General features: G+C 36.3%; 21 protein-coding genes. 11 read left to right on the top strand and 10 right to left on the bottom strand.

Annotation, left to right across the window (positions count from 1 at the left end):
• Positions 1 to 5: 5 nt before the first annotated feature.
• From ACFVQC_RS10810 to ACFVQC_RS10800, 3 genes are all read right to left on the bottom strand, one after another.
• Positions 6 to 692: a glycosyltransferase family protein gene (locus ACFVQC_RS10810; protein WP_002149797.1), complete on the bottom strand. Its 687-nt coding sequence runs from the start codon at positions 690 to 692 to the stop codon at positions 6 to 8.
• Complete coding sequence (locus tag ACFVQC_RS10805; RefSeq protein ID WP_219917499.1) at positions 689 to 1,378, bottom strand: class I SAM-dependent methyltransferase; 690 nt, start codon at positions 1,376 to 1,378, stop codon at positions 689 to 691. Before ACFVQC_RS10805 ends, ACFVQC_RS10810 begins: the two co-directional genes overlap by 4 nt.
• A gap of 155 nt (positions 1,379 to 1,533) precedes the next feature.
• Positions 1,534 to 2,631, bottom strand: coding sequence for a glycosyltransferase (locus tag ACFVQC_RS10800; RefSeq protein WP_377898331.1), 1,098 nt, complete (start codon positions 2,629 to 2,631; stop codon positions 1,534 to 1,536).
• Positions 2,632 to 2,796: 165 nt separating this feature from the next.
• Between ACFVQC_RS10800 and ACFVQC_RS10795 the strand changes: the two genes are divergently transcribed.
• From ACFVQC_RS10795 to ACFVQC_RS10765, 7 genes are all read left to right on the top strand, one after another.
• Entirely contained in the window at positions 2,797 to 3,567 is a 771-nt protein-coding gene (locus ACFVQC_RS10795; protein WP_377898330.1) for a BclA C-terminal domain-containing protein, read from the top strand.
• 122 nt (positions 3,568 to 3,689) lie between these two features.
• On the top strand, positions 3,690 to 4,535 hold the full coding sequence (locus ACFVQC_RS10790) for a TylF/MycF family methyltransferase (RefSeq protein ID WP_377898329.1): 846 nt from the start codon (positions 3,690 to 3,692) through the stop codon (positions 4,533 to 4,535).
• 224 nt (positions 4,536 to 4,759) lie between these two features.
• Positions 4,760 to 5,518, top strand: a complete 759-nt coding sequence (locus ACFVQC_RS10785) for a class I SAM-dependent methyltransferase (protein WP_377898328.1) — start codon at positions 4,760 to 4,762, stop codon at positions 5,516 to 5,518.
• Between the two features lie 6 nt (positions 5,519 to 5,524).
• Positions 5,525 to 6,451 carry a glycosyltransferase family 2 protein gene (locus ACFVQC_RS10780; RefSeq protein WP_377898327.1) on the top strand — a complete coding sequence of 309 codons (927 nt, stop codon included), beginning with the start codon at positions 5,525 to 5,527 and terminating at the stop codon, positions 6,449 to 6,451.
• Positions 6,452 to 6,581: 130 nt separating this feature from the next.
• Positions 6,582 to 7,742, top strand: coding sequence for an FtsW/RodA/SpoVE family cell cycle protein (locus ACFVQC_RS10775; RefSeq protein ID WP_377892492.1), 1,161 nt, complete (start codon positions 6,582 to 6,584; stop codon positions 7,740 to 7,742).
• 79 nt (positions 7,743 to 7,821) lie between these two features.
• A complete protein-coding gene (gene prpE, locus ACFVQC_RS10770; protein ID WP_377892493.1) occupies positions 7,822 to 8,562 on the top strand; it encodes a bis(5'-nucleosyl)-tetraphosphatase PrpE in 741 nt (246 codons plus the stop codon).
• A 298-nt stretch (positions 8,563 to 8,860) separates the two neighbouring features.
• Positions 8,861 to 10,255: a peptidase G2 autoproteolytic cleavage domain-containing protein gene (locus tag ACFVQC_RS10765; RefSeq protein ID WP_377898326.1), complete on the top strand. Its 1,395-nt coding sequence runs from the start codon at positions 8,861 to 8,863 to the stop codon at positions 10,253 to 10,255.
• Positions 10,256 to 10,300: 45 nt separating this feature from the next.
• On the opposite strand, the gene ACFVQC_RS10760 is transcribed toward ACFVQC_RS10765, so the two are convergent.
• Genes ACFVQC_RS10760 through ACFVQC_RS10745 form a run of 4 tightly spaced genes read right to left on the bottom strand, consistent with a single transcriptional unit; the run spans position 10,301 to position 13,066 of the window.
• Positions 10,301 to 11,194: an RluA family pseudouridine synthase gene (locus ACFVQC_RS10760; RefSeq protein WP_377898325.1), complete on the bottom strand. Its 894-nt coding sequence runs from the start codon at positions 11,192 to 11,194 to the stop codon at positions 10,301 to 10,303.
• Between the two features lie 15 nt (positions 11,195 to 11,209).
• On the bottom strand, positions 11,210 to 12,007 hold the full coding sequence (locus tag ACFVQC_RS10755; RefSeq protein WP_000673196.1) for an NAD kinase: 798 nt from the start codon (positions 12,005 to 12,007) through the stop codon (positions 11,210 to 11,212).
• Positions 12,008 to 12,025: 18 nt separating this feature from the next.
• On the bottom strand, positions 12,026 to 12,664 hold the full coding sequence (yjbM, locus tag ACFVQC_RS10750; RefSeq protein WP_377898324.1) for a GTP diphosphokinase: 639 nt from the start codon (positions 12,662 to 12,664) through the stop codon (positions 12,026 to 12,028).
• 30 nt (positions 12,665 to 12,694) lie between these two features.
• The gene (locus tag ACFVQC_RS10745) at positions 12,695 to 13,066 is read right to left on the bottom strand and encodes a UPF0738 family protein (RefSeq protein WP_377898323.1); all 372 of its coding nucleotides are present in this window, start codon (positions 13,064 to 13,066) and stop codon (positions 12,695 to 12,697) included.
• Between the two features lie 144 nt (positions 13,067 to 13,210).
• Here ACFVQC_RS10745 and ACFVQC_RS10740 point away from each other — a divergent pair, with 144 nt between their 5' ends.
• The 4 genes from ACFVQC_RS10740 to ACFVQC_RS10725 all read left to right on the top strand — a co-directional run bounded on the left by ACFVQC_RS10740 (position 13,211) and on the right by ACFVQC_RS10725 (position 15,669).
• Positions 13,211 to 13,789: a CYTH domain-containing protein gene (locus ACFVQC_RS10740; protein ID WP_377898322.1), complete on the top strand. Its 579-nt coding sequence runs from the start codon at positions 13,211 to 13,213 to the stop codon at positions 13,787 to 13,789.
• Between the two features lie 185 nt (positions 13,790 to 13,974).
• Positions 13,975 to 14,373 (top strand): globin domain-containing protein, encoded by a 399-nt coding sequence (locus ACFVQC_RS10735; RefSeq protein ID WP_000043388.1) that lies wholly within the window; start codon positions 13,975 to 13,977, stop codon positions 14,371 to 14,373.
• Positions 14,373 to 15,266, top strand: coding sequence for a ClpXP adapter SpxH family protein (locus ACFVQC_RS10730; protein WP_002149814.1), 894 nt, complete (start codon positions 14,373 to 14,375; stop codon positions 15,264 to 15,266). Before ACFVQC_RS10735 ends, ACFVQC_RS10730 begins: the two co-directional genes overlap by 1 nt.
• Positions 15,267 to 15,495: 229 nt before the next feature.
• Positions 15,496 to 15,669 (top strand): hypothetical protein, encoded by a 174-nt coding sequence (locus ACFVQC_RS10725; RefSeq protein ID WP_000748141.1) that lies wholly within the window; start codon positions 15,496 to 15,498, stop codon positions 15,667 to 15,669.
• A gap of 146 nt (positions 15,670 to 15,815) precedes the next feature.
• Here the strand turns inward: ACFVQC_RS10725 and pepF are convergent, their stop codons facing one another.
• The 3 genes from pepF to ACFVQC_RS10710 all read right to left on the bottom strand — a co-directional run bounded on the left by pepF (position 15,816) and on the right by ACFVQC_RS10710 (position 20,563).
• Entirely contained in the window at positions 15,816 to 17,642 is a 1,827-nt protein-coding gene (gene pepF / locus ACFVQC_RS10720) for an oligoendopeptidase F (RefSeq protein ID WP_377898321.1), read from the bottom strand.
• Between the two features lie 50 nt (positions 17,643 to 17,692).
• Complete coding sequence (locus ACFVQC_RS10715; protein WP_377898661.1) at positions 17,693 to 18,928, bottom strand: competence protein CoiA; 1,236 nt, start codon at positions 18,926 to 18,928, stop codon at positions 17,693 to 17,695.
• A gap of 90 nt (positions 18,929 to 19,018) precedes the next feature.
• Positions 19,019 to 20,563, bottom strand: coding sequence for a cardiolipin synthase (locus ACFVQC_RS10710; protein ID WP_002149818.1), 1,545 nt, complete (start codon positions 20,561 to 20,563; stop codon positions 19,019 to 19,021).
• Positions 20,564 to 20,607 lie beyond the last annotated feature (44 nt).

Below are 20,607 nucleotides of genomic sequence, written 5' to 3'. Positions count from 1 at the left end.
CCCCTTCATTCTTCCTTATTTACATCTGACATATAATGCTCCACGAACACTTTCCTATACTTTTCATAATTCGTCATATTTACATCAAAATGATAATGAATACACCAAGCATCACGCTGCACAGGGACACCGACTGTATACCCAGCTTTTTTAAATTCAAACGATTGGGATACATCATAAAAATCAAACCCATCAAATAAGTCCTCTCGCCACGGAATATCATATTGTGTCGCCATCAATAAACCGTCAATACATTCCACTGGAATAAATGTTTTCGATTCATGAAATGGTTGCTCTAAACTAGCCATATAAAATAACTCGTTCATGTAACCAATTACTTTCCCAACTATCCCTCTTCCTTCGTTCCATACACCGTGCGGGGGAACATACTGGGCTCCAACCATCCCAATCATCCCAAGATGCTCGTGTTCCGTAAATAATTGAATTAATCCAAATAAAAAAGCCCCATTTACAATAAAAACATCTTGGTGTAAATACACTTTATATTTCGCTGGATTCGAAAGTGCTTGATTGTATCCGCTCGTCATACTTTTTGCACCGCGAATTGGCATGAATTGTACACTATATCCTGGAGGTACTGCCAATTTCAATATATGTCTCACGCATTGTGCATACAATTTCGAATCATTTACACATGTCACCATCAAAATCGTTTTATCAGGATTATTCATAGTTGTGATTTTTCTGCTTCAATAATATATTGAAATACAACCGTCTCAGCCATGAAGCCACTTCCAAGACGATATTTCTTACAAATTCCATATAACTCTTCAATTAGTGGTTCATACATTTTGTGATCGATATATACACGATCTACTTTACTAATAGAATAGCCCGCTTTTAAAAACATTCGCAACATCTCATTAAATGTAAAGAAACGAATATGTGTTTTATCTAACAAACCATATTCTGTATACGTCCAATTTCCAGCTAATAAAGGAGCTAACACTGAAATGTGAGCAACGTTCGGTATGCTAGCTAAAATAACTCCATTTTGTTTTATATAAGGTTTTACTTTTTCTATGACAGCCCATGGATCGAATAAATGCTCTAATACATCCCCGAATATGACACAATCAAATTGTTCCTTCTCATAAGGAAGATCCATTGTTTCTATATCACCTAAAATAACATGATCTAGTTTTTCTTTCGCTTTTTCGGCAGCCTCTGGGAACGCTTCAATTCCTGATACACGTGCTCCATTTTCTTTTATAGCCGCTCCTAATGCACCGCTCGAGCAGCCAATATCAAGAACTTCTTGCCATTCCTTTTTTATATGCTTTAATAAATTAGGATTTGCCGCATTATAATAATGTTCAGCTTTTTCTTCGTATAAAGAACTTTTCTCCCGATTCATTTCACACACTCCTTATGCAAATTGAATTTGAAATATAAATAAAATACATTCTACAAAGGATGCCATCTCTATTGGTTACATTACCGATACTCTAATATATAGCCAATCTACTATCGTTAGAATAGCGACAAGTCATTTCCTAAAAATAGAACAAATCACATTTTATATTGTTTATCATAGACGCCTCTAAAATATTTACGGTTATATTCAATCGCAGCATTATTCGGAACATAAGAAGCTGCCAATTCATTATAATAATAAGCTTTATCTTGATCTCCTAATCTGCTATAACAAATACACATTTGCAAATATGGAATCCACGTATAACTAGCCGGACTGTGAAAAGGACTATCCTCTGCTAGCGGCACTTCAGTTGCTAGCTTAAACCAAAATATCGCTTCATTATACTTTTGTTGTTCCATGTATATATATCCTATTCTTGTACAATTCTCTCCTCTAGGAATACCATAACGAAACGACTTCGTACAAGATTCAACTGCCTTCTCCCAGTCTCCTAACTTCGCATAACAATCCCCTAACTTACCACATGCATAAATTTTCTCTTCATGCCATCCTTCCTCTTGATTAAGAAATGTTTCATACAGAAGAACCGCATCGTCATATTTTTGATTATCCATAGATTCATTACCGTAATAAAATAAATCTCTCGGGCTTAATTCTTCTCCAGCTGCTACAGTATTTTGAAAAATTTTCAAATTACGATCCGTTACTTCTTTTTCCTTTTTATGTGTAATAGCAATGTTGCTATTAAAAATTTCACCGGAAACCGCTAAATACTCATGTACTTTACCAAACCATTGAAACTGTTTTTCGCGCTTTACAAGTCGATACCTTCTTGTGCAATATAAAGGCTTCCCATTAGAATCCATTACAAGATAGTAAGGCATAGAAACAGCGTCAACTTTACCATCTAACTCTCGTTTTAATGTTTTCAGTGATTCTTGAGCATCCTCTAATAAAACATCATCCGCATCTAGCCATAATATATATTCTTGCGTTGCTTTTGAAAAAGCAAAATTTCTAGCCGCTGCAAAATCATCAATCCATTGAAAATCGTATATGTTAGAAGTGTATTTTCCTACAATTTTTTTCGTTCGATCAACAGAACCTGTATCAACTATTACAATTTCATCCACGATTTTTTCTACCGCGTCCAAACATCGATCTATTGTATTTTCCTCATCTCGAACAATCATACATAGACTAATTGTAATTCCTTGCTTGTTCAACAAAATCACCCTCTTCCAACTCAATCATATGTTATACATACAATAAACTTTCCATTTTTTTAACTTGTTCAAGCTATTTAAGATTTCTTTTCAATAATTCAAATGTCCGTGTCATTTTCTTACGGTTTTGCATCTACTATATAATGAAAGCTTTATGGAGGTGAATTTATGTCAAATAATAATTATTCAGATGGCTTAAATCCCGATGAATCCTTATCAGCTAGTGCATTTGATCCTAATCTTGTAGGACCGACTTTACCGCCAATACCGCCGTTTACCCTTCCTACCGGGCCGACTGGACCTACTGGACCGACCGGGCCGACTAGCGGTACTGGCGCGACTGGACCTACTGGTTCGACTGGGCCGACTGGACCTACTGGACCTACTGGTTCGACTGGACCTACTGGTTCGACTGGACCGACCGGGCCGACTGGACCTACTGGACCTACTGGACCTACTGGACCTACTGGACCTACTGGACCTACTGGACCTACTGGACCTACTGGACCATCTGGACCTACTGGACCATCTGGATTAGGACTTCCAGCAGGATTGTACGCATTTAACTCTGCTGCAATTAGCATATCTCTTGGATTTAATGACCCAGTACCATTTAACACTGTTGGATCTCAGTTTGGTACAGCAATTTCTCAATTAGATGCTGATACTTTCATCATAAGTGAAACTGGATTCTATAAAATTACTGTTATCGCATATACTGCATTAGCAAGTGTATTAGGTGGTCTTGCAATTCAAGTGAATGGTGTTGATATCCCTGGCACTGGAACAAGTTTAATCTCACTTGGAGCACCTATCGTTATCCAAGCAATTACACAAATTACAGTAACTCCATCAATGGTTGAAGCGATTGTTACAGGGCTTGGATTATCGTTAGCTCTTGGTACGAGTGCATCAATTATTATTGAAAAAATCGCTTAATTTTTTCCTTAGCAGTAAAACTGATATTAGTTTTACTGCTTTTTCAATTATGAATTCAATCATGAAACCTTCACTACCTACATAATCATATTGTTGTATGACATTTCGCAGGAGGCATCTATATGGAAAATAAATCTGCTGTCCAGCTTTATCTCGAGTTGTTAAAGAAAACAATTCTGTTTGAAATATGGCTAGAGTATGAGCCATATTTACCTGCTTCGTTACATATATCTAAGGAACTTCCATACGAACCCGTTACAGTTCCACTCCCTTTATTTATTAAACAATATGCAGAAAATCATAATTTAAAAATTATTAAACCTAACGTTTTAAAAAGCGAACGTCAAGACGGAATGGATTGGCCAAGAGCAGCACACAGTATGATCGGCCGGGAACGCATGAATCAATTACATGAAGCATTAGAAACAGTTGTCCGTGAAAATATAGAAGGTGATTTTATTGAAACAGGTGTGTGGCGCGGGGGATCGTGCATTTTTATGAATGGTTTTTTACAAGCAAACAACATTACTGATCGCAATGTATGGGTTGCTGATTCATTTGAGGGCCTCCCAACACCAAATATAGAACAATACCCGAGAGATTTCGGCGATTACTTACACAGCTTTGATTATTTACGTGTTTCTTTAGAACAAGTACAAGAAAACTTTAGAAAATACGATTTATTAAATGACCAGGTAAAGTTTTTAAAAGGTTGGTTTAAAGATACTTTACCGTCAGCACCGATAGAAAAAATTGCGATTGCTCGCCTTGACGGTGATATGTATGAATCAACGATGGATGGTCTTGTAAACTTATACGATAAAGTTTCAACAGGTGGCTATATTATTATTGATGATTACGGATTACCAGCATGTGCAGATGCTGTAACAGACTTTAGAAATCAAAGAAACTTAAAAGCTCCTATTACTAAAATTGATGTATTCGGGGTTTATTGGCGAAAAGAATAGGGTGAAACTTTATTCAGTTAGGGTTTCTCCATCTCACACTAATTATTAGCCTTCGCCAATAGCATGATAAATAAAAACAAAGGCTCCCATTACTATTTCCAGTTGTTCTAGGGAGCTTTTTACATATCGCAACAGTTCAAATATCATTTCTCCTCCCACTATAAAATGTTAGCTGCATATTAAAAATGTTGGTTCCCTGTTTACTACAAGGAAGGAGTGAAATTATGAGCGAGCTTGAAAAAAAAATCGCATTAATCCCACCTCCCGAACTCGTCCAATATGTAGGGGGCGACTTTCAAAAGGTTGGAAAAGAATTCATAAAGCATTTTATTCAAATTGGTAGTTTAAAATCCAATGAAACAGTGTTAGATGTAGGTTGTGGTGTCGGCCGAATGGCGGTTCCATTAATGAATTACTTAAGCGATGATGGAGCTTATTATGGATTTGATTTATTTAAAGATGGCATTACATGGTGCAAAAATAATATTTCAGCTGCCCGTAGCAATTTTCATTTTGAACACGTTGATATATATAATCAATTCTACAACCCAGAAGGAAAAGAAGATGCTTCTCAATACAAATTTCCATATGAAGACGATTCATTCGATTTTGTTTTTTTAACTTCTGTATTTACCCATCTCCTTCCGAAAGAATTAGAACATTACGTATCTGAGATTGTACGTGTTCTAAAAAAAGATGGGAGATGTTTTATTACCTTCTTTCTCATTAACCCTGAATCATCCTATTACTTAAATTCAGGGCTAAGTACATTAGGTTTTTATCATCAAATTGAAAATTGTTATGTTGTGAATAAAGATATTCCTAATTTTGCAGTTGCCTATCCTGAAGAAGATATCCGCATCTTATTAAATAAATATGGCTTAGAGGTAATTAATAAACCGCATTATGGTTTATGGTGCGGCAGAAATGAGTATACAAGTTATCAAGATATCGTTCTTACAAAAAAAGCTTCTGAAAGGTAGTTTCGTATGAATAATGAAAAAAAGCCACCTCTCGTTTCCATCCTTATTCCCACTTATAATCGACCACATTATTTCAAAATCGCTCTAGAAAGTGCATTAGCACAAACTTATCCATACATTGAAATTATTATAGGAGACGATAGTACAAATGATGAAACAGAAATCTTAATAAATGAACAGTATTTACCTAATTATAAAAACATAACATACATTCGAAATACCACTACTTTAGGACAATTTCATAACGATCTTATGCTCTTAGAGAAATCTAATGGGGAGTATATAAATTTTTTAATGGACGATGATGTGTTTTATAATCATAAAATACAAAAAATGATGGCTTATTTTGAGCAAGACACAAATAAAAATCTCGCTCTTATAACTTCTTATCGAGTACGTATTGATGATCACGGAAATTTAATTGGAGATGCTCATCCAACACAAAGATTATATAGCGAAGACATTCAATTAAACGGAATATTTTTAGGCGACTGGATGTTAAAAGGTGGGCATAACATTATCGGTGAGCCTACAACTATTCTGTTTAGAAAACAGTTACTCACTGAACCTTTTGGAACGCTACAAGATAGACCATATGCTTGTAGTGTCGATATGGCATCCTGGATTTCTCTACTTTCTAAAGGAGATGCGGTGTATATATCTGAGCCGTTAAGTCAATTTCGCTATCATGCTGGACAACAAATACACGACAAGCTCCTTGAAGGCTCTGAAGATTTCATGCATCTCATTATAACATCAAAAGAATATGGCTTTTTACAAAATACTACGGACTATAGAATAGCTTTACTTAGCGCTTACCAATGGTGTAAAAACTCCTTAAAATATTATCACAGTCTACCAAACCTCATTCCAGATGCACATGTACGTCTTTCCCATTGTTTGGACATAATTATAAAAGAGCTACATCATTAGTCTATTCTACGAAAATAAAATGTGTGAGCTGCACCTGAATAATGCGTATAGTTCATACATTCTTTTTAAACTATGTGATGCACCAACTAAAATCCACTAATATAGAGAGCAGTAGAAAGGAATTCATACAGTGAAAGATCCGAACCCTCAATATCAAATAGACTACATATTAATATTCATTTTATTTGCCATCGGGACTGTTAGTTGCTTTGCTATTGCAAGTGCACAAGCTTCTTTACCACCATTTTTACAAAACGTAAATTTTGTATTAAAACAAATCCAATGGTACATCATTGGATTTATCGCCATTGGCGTTATTATGGTTATTGATTTTGATCGATATAAACAAATTGCTTGGTATTTGTATAGCTTTGCACTCATACTTCTTATTGGTCTAGAACTTCAAGTTCCAGGTGCTGTTACGATTAAAGGGGCTACCGCATGGTATAGACTCCCAGGTATCGGAAACTTTCAACCTTCAGAAATTATGAAATTATTTTTAATTATCGTCGTTGGACGAATTATAGCGAATCATAATGAGAAATACCCTTTTCGGACAGCACGTGAAGATTTCATTTTGCTCGGAAAAATATTCGCAGCTAGTTTACCACCTCTACTTCTTATCGCAAAAGAACCTGATTTAGGAAACACGATGGTAATTACGGCTATGCTCGCAGCAATGATTTTAGTTTCTGGTATACGTTGGCGCTTTATTTTCGGATTAACCTCCCTCGTTTTCGCCATGAGCTCTGCCTTAACTTATGTTTATTTCATTCATACAGCGTTCTTTAAAGGTCATATTCTAAAAGAATATCAATTAAACCGCTTCTACGGCTGGCTGGCACCTTACAAATATGACGCTCAAGGATACCAATTAAGACAAGCATTCTTAGCTGCTGGATCAGGAGAAATGCAAGGAAAAGGATGGGAGAATGGACAAGTATATTTCCCAGAGCCACATACAGATTTTATTTTCACAAATGTCGCTGAACAATTCGGCTTTTTAGGAGCAAGTGTCATCATTTCACTTTTTTTCTTACTCATTTACCGAATGATTCATATCGCTTTAGAAAGCAATGAACCTTTCGGTAGTTATATTTGCGCTGGTACAATCGGAATGTTCACGTTCCAAGTATTCCAAAATATCGGGATGACAATCGGTTTACTCCCTATTACAGGAATAACGTTACCTCTTATGAGCTATGGCGGGAGTTCACTGCTCACATATATGGTTGCTATTGGATTTATTTTAAACGTACGCTCAAGAACTAAAATCTTTATGTTTAAATGAACCATATCGAAAAACGGTATGGTTTTTTTCTATGGCCATTTTAGATATACTAATGAAAAAATAAGCTGGAGGTTTACATATGAAATACGACATTATAGGTGATATTCACGGATGCTTCCAAGAGTTTCAAGATTTAACAACGAAACTAGGTTATAGCTGGGATAGTGGTCTCCCAATTCATAACGCAAAACGAAAGCTTGCATTCGTTGGTGATATTACGGACCGAGGTCCTCATTCATTACGTATGATTGAAATTGTATGGGAGCTCGTAATACATAGAAAAGATGCTTATTATGCACCAGGGAATCACTGTAATAAACTGTATCGTTTCTTCCTTGGGCGTAATGTTACAATCGCTCATGGGCTCGAAACAACTGTTGCAGAATATGAAGCATTGCCTTCTAATAAGCAACAAGTAATAAAAGAAAAATTCATTACTCTTTACGAACAATCACCGCTATATCACATACTGGATGAAAAAAAATTAATCGTCTGTCACGCTGGTATTCGGCAAGATTACATAGGAAGAGAAGATAAAAAAGTACAAACATTTGTATTATATGGTGATATTACAGGCGAAAAAAACCCTGACGGATCACCTATCCGTCGAGATTGGGCGAAAGAGTATAAGGGTGAAACATGGATTATTTATGGACATACACCTGTCAATGAACCCCGCTTTGTGAATCATACAGTCAATATTGATACCGGCGCTGTATTTGGTGGTAAACTAACTGGACTACGTTACCCTGAGTTGGAGACCGTTTCTGTCCCTTCTTCCCTACCTTTTGTCTCTGAAAAGTTCCGCCCAATTTCATAAAGTGAAACTTTAATCAGTGGGGGTTTCGTTCATCCCCCACTGATTGTTAGCCCGCACCAATCGGGCTTTTACGGGCAGCCTGACTCCCACCTAACCTCTTTGCTTTACTGCCGATTTTTGAGGTGGGAGAGTCTTACTGCCCGCAAATCCCTACTTAGTACAATTCACGATTTGCAGGGGAGCATGGTGTTTTCTAGACATATCCTACACTAAAACTAGATAAAGCAATTAAAAAAAGATGCAATAAAGTGCATCTTTTTTTAATTGTGCGGCATATACTGTCGCAGGAGGTGACGGAATGAAGAAAAAATCTTCTAAACAAAAAAGAAAATTCCACCCTTTATACCATCCCATTTATGGAATTAACAACTGGTGCAGTATTCGAGCTGCAGCTATAGAAGAAATAGAAGAACAAGAGTCATCAAAAAAAAGAAAACCGAGAGAAAAATATGTCTCTTTAGAAAATGCTGTTATGAGGCGGATTATAGATAGCAGGAAAATAAAAGCACAACAAAAAAAGAAGCTCGCTTCTAATGATGTTGAACCTGTGCTTAATTCGGAAAAGATACAAGAAAATATAGAAGAAAACATTCCTGCAGCAATAAAGGAAAAAGTACAACCGGAAATTCCAGCGACTATTATAAATCAAGTAAAAAAAATAAAAGAAGCATTAATCTCAGGCAACGATGTACAAATAGAAGGATCCACCCCTACTCAGGCTCCTGTACCTACACCTATAAAAAAAGAAAATAACAAAGGAGCTCGTCACGCATATAAAGAAGGACTTCACTCTAAAGCTGATGGAATCGCTTCACATGCAGAAGGGCTTCTTACACATGCAACGGGTCCCTTTTCTCATGCAGAAGGTTCAAAAACAAAGGCAACTGGACATAGTTCGCATAGTGAAGGAAGTGAAACGACAGCAGGTGGTTCTTATTCTCATGCGGAAGGAAAGCATACAATTACTTTCGGCGAAGCAGCACATGCAGAAGGAACCGCAACTATCGCTAACGGATTCTCATCTCATGCGGAAGGAAATCATACATCAACAGCTAATTTTGCAGGCAGCCATATTATGGGTAAATTTGGTACAGCAGAAGAAGCTTATTCCTGGTTTATCGCAAATGGGACAAATGACTCTGATCATAATATAGGTGCCAAATGGCTTGCCCATAACGGAGAAATGTATATCGATGGTGCTTCTTACAATGCAAGCGGGACTGATTTTGCACAAATGTTTGAAACAGAAGATCATACCCCTATTGATGTCGGTTATTTCATTACATTTAGTAACGAAGAAAAAATTCGAAAAGCTACTTCAAATGATACATTCATATTAGGCATATCCAGCGCTACTCCTGCTCTCATAGGAAATAGCGGTGCTTTAAGTTGGCAAAAACGCTATAAAACAGACCGCTTCGGAAAACGTCAATATACGCGTACGAATACGCAAGAAATACAACCTCTTTTAAATACAGAATGGAATCCAGCTTGTAAGTATCTATCAAGAAGAGACCGTACTGAGTGGCTTCCTGTCGGATTAATTGGACAAATGTTAGTACGTGATGACGGTACTTGCGAAACACACGGATATTGTCGTCCAAATGATGACGGCATTGCTACAAAAGCTGAAAGTGGCTTTTTCGTTATAAAGCGTACTGGTGAACATCAAATTTTAATATTATTCCGCTAAAAAAAGGGAACAAAATTCTTTTTATGATAAGAATTTTGTTCCCTTTTAATTGTTATGTAAAGCGTATTGCATATCCTCTGGGATACTTACGGTAAAAGTCATTCCCTTTTCTAAAATAGGATGATAAAACGTCAAAGATGTACTATGCAGCGCTTGACGTTTTATCACATCTCTTCGGCCGCCGTATAGATCATCCCCAAGTAGCGGATGTCCTATATATGCCATATGTACACGAATTTGATGTGTTCTTCCCGTCTCGAGCTCAAGTGCTACATGCGTCTTATCGGGAGAACTCTCCATCACTCTAAAATGAGTAACAGCTCTTTGACCATCTTCACAGACAGTTCGCTCGATAATACTATCCGCTTTTCGTCCGATTGGCGCGTCAATCGTTCCTACTTCTTCTAAAATAGTCCCATGAACGATTGCCTCATACGTTCGTTTCACCCCTTTTTGTTGATGCTGCTTCGATAAAAGGTGGTGAACGAATCTATTTTTCGCAATTAACATAAGCCCTGAAGTATCACGGTCTAACCTCGTCACAATGTGCACCGTACTTGCAAGATTTTGTTTATCATAATGATATAAAATAGCGTTTGCAACACTTCCTGACGGGTGCTCCCTAGACGGAATTGTCGACATATTTGCTTCTTTATTTATAACAAGAACCGCATCATCTTCATATACGATACATAAAGGGATTTCTTCCACTTCCATCCCTTCACTTCTTTCCTCCACTGGAAAAAAGACTTGTAACTCTTCACCAGCTTGTAACTTGTGACGAACACTCGTGTGTTGACCGTTTACTTCAATTGCTCCGCCACGGAACTTTATATCCGTTAAAGCAGCTTTCGAAATCCCTTTTGTTTTCAAAAATTCTCTAACTAAAGTTCCCTCTTCAGCCAGCCCTATATCCCATTTCAATGTAAATCTGTTCAAATATATAAACCCTCTCTATTTATCTGCAACAAACGAGTCACGAACACGTTTCCAGAATGGGAACGGACGGAAACGAACAAATCGTACTTTCTCGTTTGCAACGCGATACTGAATTGATTTCACATCTTGATGAACCATCGTCAAATGATCCACCGTAATTTGCAAGTTCATTCCTGCAGCCGGCTTTAAAACGCATGTATGATGCTTCGGCAGCACGAGCGGCGAACCTACCGTACGAAATACACGATTGTTGATAGATGCCATTTCTGCAATTTGAATCGCTTCAATAGAAGGGTGAATAATTGCTCCGCCAAGCGCCTTATTATACGCGGTACTTCCTGAAGGAGTAGAAATACAAAGACCATCTCCGCGAAACGTTTCGAAATACTCTCCGCGTATTTCCACTTCTGTTACTAATGTACCTTCTGCACTTTTTACAGTCGCTTCATTCATCGCCAAATACTGCGACTCTTTACTACCATTCACATAGCGAATAATCACTTCTAAAAGTGGATATTCAACCACTTGGAACGGTGTTTTAGCGATTGCAATCACCAACTTCTCTACTTCCGTCGGTAACCAATCTGCATAGAAACCTAAATGCCCTGTATGTACACCAACAAATGCGGTTTCATCTAATCGATTATAGTAACGATGGAATGCATATAAAAGCGTTCCATCTCCCCCAACAGAAATTACAATATCAGGTTCCTTTTCATCCATTGTAAACCCAAAATCTAACAAGTATTCTTTCATCGTACTTGCTAGTGTATCTGATGATTGATCTCCCTTTGACATAATTGTAAATTTCATCGCCCAACACCCTTTAGTTTATGATTCAGAATCTTTCGTTTCCTGCTTTCGTGAAAAGACCTTTTGCGCTTCTTGAATTTCAAGACGAATGGAAGACATTTCTTCATCTAATAAAAACGCCGCTTCCGCTGCACGTTGTAAGCGTATTTTAATATCTTCAGGAAAACGTCCACTATATTTGTAATTTAAAGAATGCTCAATCGTTGCCCAAAAATTCATTGCTAACGTGCGAATTTGAATTTCAACTAACACTTTTTTCTCCCCCTGTATCGTTTGAACAGGATAACTAATGACAACGTGGTAAGAGCGATAGCCGCTATCTTTCTTTTGCGTTACATAATCACGTTCTTCCACAATGTCAAAATCATTTCGTTTTCGAAGATATTCTACAACAGGCTTAATCTCATCTACGAATTGACACATCATTCGAAGGCCCGCAATGTCCTGCATATCTTCTCTAATTCGGCCTAGCGGTACATTTCTCTTCTCCGCTTTATCAATAATACTTGCAACCGACTTTACCCTTCCTGTTACAAACTCAATTGGAGAATGCTCCGTTAACATTGCAAATTGAGTACGCATTCCTTTTAGTTTCACTTTCAGCTCCGCCACCGCTTGGTGATAAGGCGCTAAAAATTCTTCCCAATTACGATTCATTTCAACCACCACCAAAATCAATCCATTTGCTTATAGAAACACTTTTTCTACAGCAGTTACTAGTTCTTCTCCGTAATTTGCATTACCTTCAATATTTTCAACTAAATATTCTACTTCTTCTTTTAATCCTTCTAATTCTATTTCAACATCATTCACGCGAATAAACATCGCTGTATCTTTATTCATCGCTTCATGCATTGCTTCCCAGCATGTATGCGGAATACTTACATAAATGAAAGATGATTCGTTTTCTAAGATATATAAAAATGATAAATTGTCTGAGTCTACAAGTACGTGATTACGCACACTTAACTCCTTTACCTCTATTTCAGTATTTTCCGCACAAAAAATAAGCGCATTCTCTCTCGTTTCTACGCTCTTAACTTGAATTTTATTTTGCATGCTCGAACTCCTCCATCTCAACTTCCTGTCTTACTTAACAGTATTATTGTATCATAACATGGACGCAAACAAATAAAACATTGAACCGAATTTGTGAAAAAGCGATAATGTGTAAAGAATTATTTTTCAAAAGGAGCGCATACAATGACACAAGAAATTGAAATTGAATTTAAAAATATGGTTACAGAGGAAGAATTCCAAACATTATGCAAATCTTTTTCTATTGAAGCATTTACAAAACAAGTGAATCACTACTTTGAAACACCTCAATTTTCTTTAAAAGATACGGGATCTGCTCTTCGTATTCGTCATAAAGATGGAACTTATACATTAACATTAAAACAACCTGCTGAAATTGGTTTATTAGAAACCCATCAATCTATAACAGAAAAAGAAGCCAAACTTATGATGGAAACAAACGCAATCATTCAAGGAACTGTAATGGATCAGCTAGGCAAATTACAAATTCCCGTTTCCTCTTTAACTTATATGGGAAGTTTAACAACAGAAAGAGCTGAAACATTATTTGAAGGCGGAACACTTGTCTTTGATCATAGTTTCTATTACAATCACGATGATTATGAAATCGAATACGAAGTGCAAGATGAAGAGACTGGTAAAGCAGCATTTATAAGGTTATTAAAGCAACATAACGTACCAGTTCGTCATACAAACAACAAAGTAAAACGCTTTTTCCTTGCCAAACAAAACGAAGAGCGCTAAAGTAAAATTTCCATCAGTGCAGAAGTGATTTACTGGTGGCTATGTTTCACCTTTTTTGGAAAGTGAAGATTTATTAGCAACATATAGAATAAGCAAAGAATGTTATGAAGGCTGTTTAGTTGCCCTTCATAACATTCCATTGCTACAATAGATATACATTTCATGGAAAAAGGAGTTTATAAAGGATGAGCAAGCAACCGATGACACCATTTGAAGCAATTGGCGGTGAGCAATGCATTGCAACATTAGTGGATACATTTTATTCCTATGTCAGTGAACACCCTGACTTATCTCCGATCTTCCCGGATGATTTAACAGAAACTGCTAGGAAGCAGAAACAATTTTTAACACAATATTTAGGTGGTCCTAATTTATACACTGAAGAACATGGGCATCCTATGCTAAGAGCACGCCATCTTCCGTTTGAGATTACTCCAAAACGCGCAGAAGCTTGGCTATCATGTATGGAGCAAGCAATGGATGATACAGGAGTGCACGGTCATATAAGAGAGTTTGTTTTTGAACGTTTAGCATTAACTGCTCAACATATGGTCAATACTCCAAATGAAACAGGTGAAGTGTAATGGATAAGCAGGAAGTAAAGCATATAAATATGCCTTCTCCTTCCACATGCGAGCATAAATCTGTAGAAGCATATTTATTTATTGATCCACTTTGTAAAGATTGCTGGGATATCGAGCCATTTATTATTAAACTATGGCTTGAGTATGGGAAATACTTCTCTATTCGTCATATCGTAACAGGAAAAGTGGACGGAGCAAACGCTTCCTCACACAAATGGAATAAACCTGCTAATATTCGATTTGTGTGGGAAAAAACAACAAGTTTACAAGGTTTTTCATGTGATGGAAAAGTACATATGCAAGAGGCATCGTCAACACCATATTTAGTTTCGATGGCGATTAAAGCGGCGGAGTTGCAAGGCCGAAAAGCAGGTTCGAAGTTTTTGCGAAAACTTCAAGAATACATTCTTCTTGAAAATGTATCAAACCCTGACTGTGAATTATTGCTTACATGCGCTAAAGATAGTGGCATTGATGTAGAGGAATTTAAAAAAGACCTACACTCAGTTAGCGCAAAAAAAGCTTTCCAATGCGACCTAAAATTCACAAATGAGATGCATATTACAGAAATACCTTCCCTCCTATTTTTTCATGCAAATTCAGATGAGGAAGGTATTAAAATCGCGGGAATTTATTCCTATGATGTATACGTACAGCTATTAAAAGAACTTGTAAAATGCGAGATTGAGCCAGAGCCATTACCTCCTTTAGAAGTATTACTAGAAGCAACACAATTTATTTCTTCAAAGGAAATCTCATTTATATATGACTGCCCTCAGCAAGAAATAGAACGTGAACTAAAGAAATTACAACTAAAACGAAAAGTACAAATGATTGAAGTGAAGTGCGAGCGTTATTGGAAATGGATAGCAAAAGAAAAAGACCTGGTGTAAACACCAGGTCTTTTTCTTTACGGCTTATAAAAATATTAAAGGGGATGGGAGAAATTTTCACGTTCAAACAAAGGGGTATATGTTTGTATGTGAATTCGTTCACGCTTATTATATTACAAGATTCGACGTCAGATGACAACCCCTTTTGTCGAATTTCACATTTTTGTCACATTCTAAACGTTTTCATTCTTGAATAAGCTATAAAAAAAGCAATTTAGGAGGTTTCCTTATGAAAAAGTCTCATATTTTTCTTATCTTTCTATGTGTTATTGTTTCTTTTTTCTTGTATATCCTCTCTCTATTACAAGCTTTTCCTAAAATTATTGCCTTCCCTCTTTTATTCGGGGTTATCGTCATCGCTGTCTCTTATTTCAACTATAGAAAACGATTTAAAGGATTTTAACTACAAAAATAAGTCGTGAAAATTCCTTCTAATATAGAAAAAATAAAGAAAATCACCTTAATAATTCGACAAATATCGACATTATGTACTTTTGAGAAAATGTTTCAAACAAAAAAGACGAGGATAAAATCCCTCGTCTTTTCTCATTACTTCTCTTCAAACAATAGCGCTTCTAATTCATTTAACTTCTCTTCAAATACTTGTAATGCTTCTTTTACAGGTTCTGGTGATGCCATATCTACTCCTGCTTTTTTCAACACTTCAATTGGGTAATCAGAGCTTCCAGCTTTTAAGAATTCGTTAATGTAACGTTCTACTGCTGGTTGTCCCTCTTCTAAAATTTGTTTTGACAAAGCTGTCGCTGCACTAAATCCTGTTGCGTATTGATATACGTAATAGTTGTAATAGAAGTGCGGAATACGAGACCATTCTAAACCGATTTCTTTATCGATTACTAAAGCGTCCCCGAAATATTTCTTATTTAAATCGTAGTAGATCTCCGTTAACATATCTGGCGTAACAGCATGTCCTTCTTGTACTTTCTTATGAATGATATGCTCAAACTCTGCAAACATTGTTTGACGGAATACAGTACCACGGAATCCTTCTAAATAGTGATTTAATAAATATAGACGCTCTTTCTTATCTACTGTCGTCTTCAATAAGTAATCATTTAGAAGTGCTTCATTACAAGTTGATGCCACTTCTGCAACGAAGATTGAATAATCACCATATACGTGCGGTTGTGTCTTCCTTGTATAGTAACTATGCACTGAATGACCAAACTCATGAGCAAGTGTAAATAAATTATTTACATTATCATGCCAGTTCATTAAAATATACGGGTTTGTTCCGTATGCACCAGATGAATATGCTCCACTTCGTTTTCCTTTATTCTCATATACATCTACCCAGCGATTTTCATATGCTTCTTTCAGAATTTCAACATATTCATCACCAAGTACATTTAAAGATTTCAATAACATTTCTTGCGCTTCTTCATACTTCACATTCATTTTCACTTCTGGTACAAGTGGTGTATATAAATCGTACATATGAAGCTCATCAAGACCTAGAGCACGCTTACGAATATCAATGTATCGATGTAGTAAGTGTAAATTATCATTTACCGATTCAATAAGTTGATCATACACCGCCTCAGGAATATTATTATTACTTAATGCAGCTTGACGTGCAGAATCGTATTTACGAACGCGCGCATTGAAATTATTACGTTTCACAGCCCCGCTTAACGTACTTGCAAATGTGTTCTTATATTTTCCGTACGTTTCAAATACAGCTTTGAATGCATCTTCCCGTACACGACGATCATCACTTTCTAAAAACTGAATGTAACGACCATGCGTTATTTCTACCTCTTCTCCATCCTCACCTTTAATAGATGGGAATTTCAAATCCGCATTATTCAACATACCGAATGTATTACTTGATGCACTCATCACTTCAGATGCTTCTGCTAATAACGCTTCTTCTGCCTCAGATAATACGTGCGGACGTTGACGGGTAATTTCTTCTAATGCATGCTCATATACACTTAGTTCTCGATTTTCTTGTAAGAAAGTTTGCAATGTATCTTCTGAAATAGCTAAAATTTCAGGTACGATATAAGCTGTGCTACTAGATACTTGTGAGTATAAATTTGTTGCGCGATCATTTAATGCTTGATACACAGAGTTTGTTGTATCTTGATCGTAACGCATATGTGCATATGTATATAGCTTACCTAATCGCATTGAAATTTCATCTTCATATTGCAATGCCTCAAGCAAATTGTCTGCAGATTCGCCAAGCTTCCCTTTAAATTCAGTTAACTTTGGCAATAGCTCTTTAATAGCTTGGAATTCTTTTTCCCATTCTGCATCTGTTTGGAAAATATCTTCTAATCGCCATGTGTTTGCTTCTTCAATCTCATTGCGATCTGGTAATGATTTTACTGTATTTTGTTCAGCCATTCTTTAAGCCCTCCTTATAATATCTCTACTTAAGTACAATTCGATTTTTCTTATATAATTCCTTCACGATCAGTCTTTATTATATCCCCTTTTCCATCTCTCATGTTGTACTTTGTCTCAAATAGAGATAGTGCATGAGCTAAGCAAATTTCATCATATTTCATAATTTCTTCCTCTGTTTTTACCAACACAACATCTCTTATTTTTCGATACTTATTACTACCTATTTTTATTAATACACCTGCATAACATAAAAATGTCATATACTCTGCAACTGCTACCTTCCATATATGTTGTGCAAAATACGGAAGTAGACGCCTCTTCGTATACTTTGCTACATAGTTACATACGTATTGCAGAGAAATATACTCCCCTACCTTAAGCATACCTATACACTTCATATAAAGAGAAGCTTGCCATATAAATGGATTTGTTTGAAAAGCAAATGAGGATGGGAGCGGAACACCGATTTCAGAAGGAAAACTCGCTGGGGTACATTTATATTGATATAAGAGGCGGAGTAGTGACTTATGATTATAATTCCAGATAGATAGAGCGTTTTGCCGAAAATAGTTCTTTTTTCTCTTCCATTCTTGTCCTAATACCTCTTTCCGGAAAGGAACGGGAGAAAAGAGCATGTCAACAGTAGTCGTATCAGTTGGTAAATAAATAGTATGTGAGAAAGAAACATTTGTAGAAAACGGAGTGATAAATGTGCATTTCATAAACGATTTTTGTTTCGGACAAAAGAAAATAAGAAATGGCTGAGGGTAAGGTTGTAAGGAGAACGCCATAAGGGAGGAGAATGTCATCCAATAGGCGGATTGCTTTTTTAACTGATTTCCACCGATTATCCAGATGACTTGTATACTAGCTTGCCAATACGAATATGTTCGCTTATAAAGCTGCTCTACGGAGAGATTTGCACATTGATATTCAATCGCAATTTTTCTATCCGCTCTCTCTACGTAAATATCTGGTCGTTGCTTGATTACCGGCAGATAATGCTCTATATCTACATGAAAATCTTGACGTTTTAACCATCTATATAACAATTCTTTACCGTGCATATGATACATAGATTCTGCTTCATAAAACGTAAGACATGAATCCACTTTCTTATGAGCAAAATGCCAGCTCTTCTGTTTTCCTAATTTCATTTGCACTTCTTTTCCGCAAGCTGTACAAAAGAATTTTTCTCGTTTACGCATTTCGCGTAAACGTTCTTCATCCCGGTTATATAATAGATGAATTTTCTCTCCGTTTTCTCTCCTTGCAATAAACATCACAATCACACCCTTTCAACTCCTTGTATTCTACAAATTACTACAAATTCCTCTCAAAAAAAGAGATGTCCTAAATTAGGACATCTCTTTCTATAATAAAGGTGATAATAACCGATACGTCGATTCAACAATCCGCCTATGAAGACGTCTCTTATGAAATCGGTCAACATGAATTTCACTGGATTCTTCTAAATCATCTTTAAAATCTTGAACGAGCTTTCGAATGCTATCTGTATCATACAAAAAGGCATTTACTTCAAAGTTTAAATGAAAACTCCTCATATCCATATTAGCTGTTCCAATTGATGCGAGATCAGAATCCACGATAACGACTTTACTATGAAGAAAACCTTTTTCATATTCATATATTTTTACTCCTGCATCTAATAACTCCGGAAAGTACGATCTTGATGCATAAAAGACAGTCCGCTTATCCGGCTTACTTGGCATTAACAAACGAACATCAATACCAGCAAGTGCAGCTACTTTTAATGCAGATAAAATATCATCATCTGGAATAAAGTATGGTGTTGCAATCCAAATCGATTTCCTAGCTGAAGCAATCATTGCAAAATATAAATGTTTAATTGTTTCCCATTTATTATCTGGTCCACCTCCAACAAGTTGGACTCCGCCCCAATGATCACCCTCAACTGCTTCCGCTTGTAAATATTCAGGTGCCAATACCGCCTCACCAGTCATATAAAACCAGTCTTGAAGGAAAATCAGCTGTAAACTTTGAACTGCTTCACCGCGTAAATATAAATGCGTGTCTCGCCAAAAACCAAAATATTTATCCTTCCCTAAATACTCATCACCAATATTTAATCCACCTACAAACCCTTCATTTCCATCTATAATAACGATTTTTCGGTGGTTTCGATAATTAATTTTATCGTTTAAAATCGGAAAACGCACAGGGAAAAATGGAATCATTTCTACTCCTGCATCATTCAATTCTTCAATATACGAATTTGATAATTTAAAGCTTCCAACCGCGTCATATAAAAAACGAACGACAACGCCTTCTTTTGATTTTTTTATTAAAATATCTTTAATTTCTGTACCGAGCTTGTCATCACGCACAATGTAATACTCCATATGAATGTGGTGTTTCGCTCGATTTAACCCATCTAAAATTGCCTGAAACGTTTCGTCTCCATTTGTTAATGTCCTCGTTTCAGTTTGAAATGAAATATTTAAAGCACCCAATCGATCTGCTAAACGAAATAACAATTCTTGATGCTTATGATTTCGTAAAATCCGTTCTTCGTAATCTTCGTGTCCCTTATATTGTAAAAACGCCTGTTCATCGAGTAATGCCTTCTTTTGGAACATTCTTTTTCTGCGAAAGTTTTGTCCAAATAAAAGATAAGCAAAGAAACCGAACACTGGAAAAATACCTAGTACGATTAACCACGTAAGTGTTTTTGACGGATGGCGGTTTTCTAAGAAAATAACACATCCAATTAAAAATGCGGAAACCGTAAATAAAATACTAATAATACCTAAAATCGAAACATCCTTTATCCCCATGACATCCGAATAAAATGCTACATCAATAAACATGCGTAATGAAACAAATAATGCGAACAGTAGTAGAAAAAAGAAAAGTAGTTTTAGTGTATTTTTCATCTCTTACCCCCTAAATAAGAAAGCCTTCCCATTCTTCATAAAAA

It is taken from the genome of Bacillus sp. NPDC057893 (assembly GCF_042796455.1).
Classification (GTDB): domain Bacteria; phylum Bacillota; class Bacilli; order Bacillales; family Bacillaceae_G; genus Bacillus_A.
The sequence above is the reverse complement of the archived record's forward strand: the minus strand, read 5'-3'. Positions and strand labels throughout refer to the sequence as shown.

Coding starts and splice junctions, on each gene's coding strand:
- ACFVQC_RS10810 (WP_002149797.1), bottom strand. CDS start 692: ATGAATAATCCTGATAAAACGATTTTGATGGTGACATGTGTAAATGAT.
- ACFVQC_RS10805 (WP_219917499.1), bottom strand. CDS start 1,378: ATGAATCGGGAGAAAAGTTCTTTATACGAAGAAAAAGCTGAACATTAT.
- ACFVQC_RS10795 (WP_377898330.1), top strand. CDS start 2,797: ATGTCAAATAATAATTATTCAGATGGCTTAAATCCCGATGAATCCTTA.
- ACFVQC_RS10790 (WP_377898329.1), top strand. CDS start 3,690: ATGGAAAATAAATCTGCTGTCCAGCTTTATCTCGAGTTGTTAAAGAAA.
- ACFVQC_RS10785 (WP_377898328.1), top strand. CDS start 4,760: ATGAGCGAGCTTGAAAAAAAAATCGCATTAATCCCACCTCCCGAACTC.
- ACFVQC_RS10780 (WP_377898327.1), top strand. CDS start 5,525: ATGAATAATGAAAAAAAGCCACCTCTCGTTTCCATCCTTATTCCCACT.
- prpE (WP_377892493.1), top strand. CDS start 7,822: ATGAAATACGACATTATAGGTGATATTCACGGATGCTTCCAAGAGTTT.
- ACFVQC_RS10765 (WP_377898326.1), top strand. CDS start 8,861: ATGAAGAAAAAATCTTCTAAACAAAAAAGAAAATTCCACCCTTTATAC.
- ACFVQC_RS10755 (WP_000673196.1), bottom strand. CDS start 12,007: ATGAAATTTACAATTATGTCAAAGGGAGATCAATCATCAGATACACTA.
- yjbM (WP_377898324.1), bottom strand. CDS start 12,664: ATGAATCGTAATTGGGAAGAATTTTTAGCGCCTTATCACCAAGCGGTG.
- ACFVQC_RS10745 (WP_377898323.1), bottom strand. CDS start 13,066: ATGCAAAATAAAATTCAAGTTAAGAGCGTAGAAACGAGAGAGAATGCG.
- ACFVQC_RS10740 (WP_377898322.1), top strand. CDS start 13,211: ATGACACAAGAAATTGAAATTGAATTTAAAAATATGGTTACAGAGGAA.
- ACFVQC_RS10735 (WP_000043388.1), top strand. CDS start 13,975: ATGAGCAAGCAACCGATGACACCATTTGAAGCAATTGGCGGTGAGCAA.
- ACFVQC_RS10730 (WP_002149814.1), top strand. CDS start 14,373: ATGGATAAGCAGGAAGTAAAGCATATAAATATGCCTTCTCCTTCCACA.
- ACFVQC_RS10725 (WP_000748141.1), top strand. CDS start 15,496: ATGAAAAAGTCTCATATTTTTCTTATCTTTCTATGTGTTATTGTTTCT.
- pepF (WP_377898321.1), bottom strand. CDS start 17,642: ATGGCTGAACAAAATACAGTAAAATCATTACCAGATCGCAATGAGATT.
- ACFVQC_RS10715 (WP_377898661.1), bottom strand. CDS start 18,928: ATGTTTATTGCAAGGAGAGAAAACGGAGAGAAAATTCATCTATTATAT.
- ACFVQC_RS10710 (WP_002149818.1), bottom strand. CDS start 20,563: ATGAAAAATACACTAAAACTACTTTTCTTTTTTCTACTACTGTTCGCA.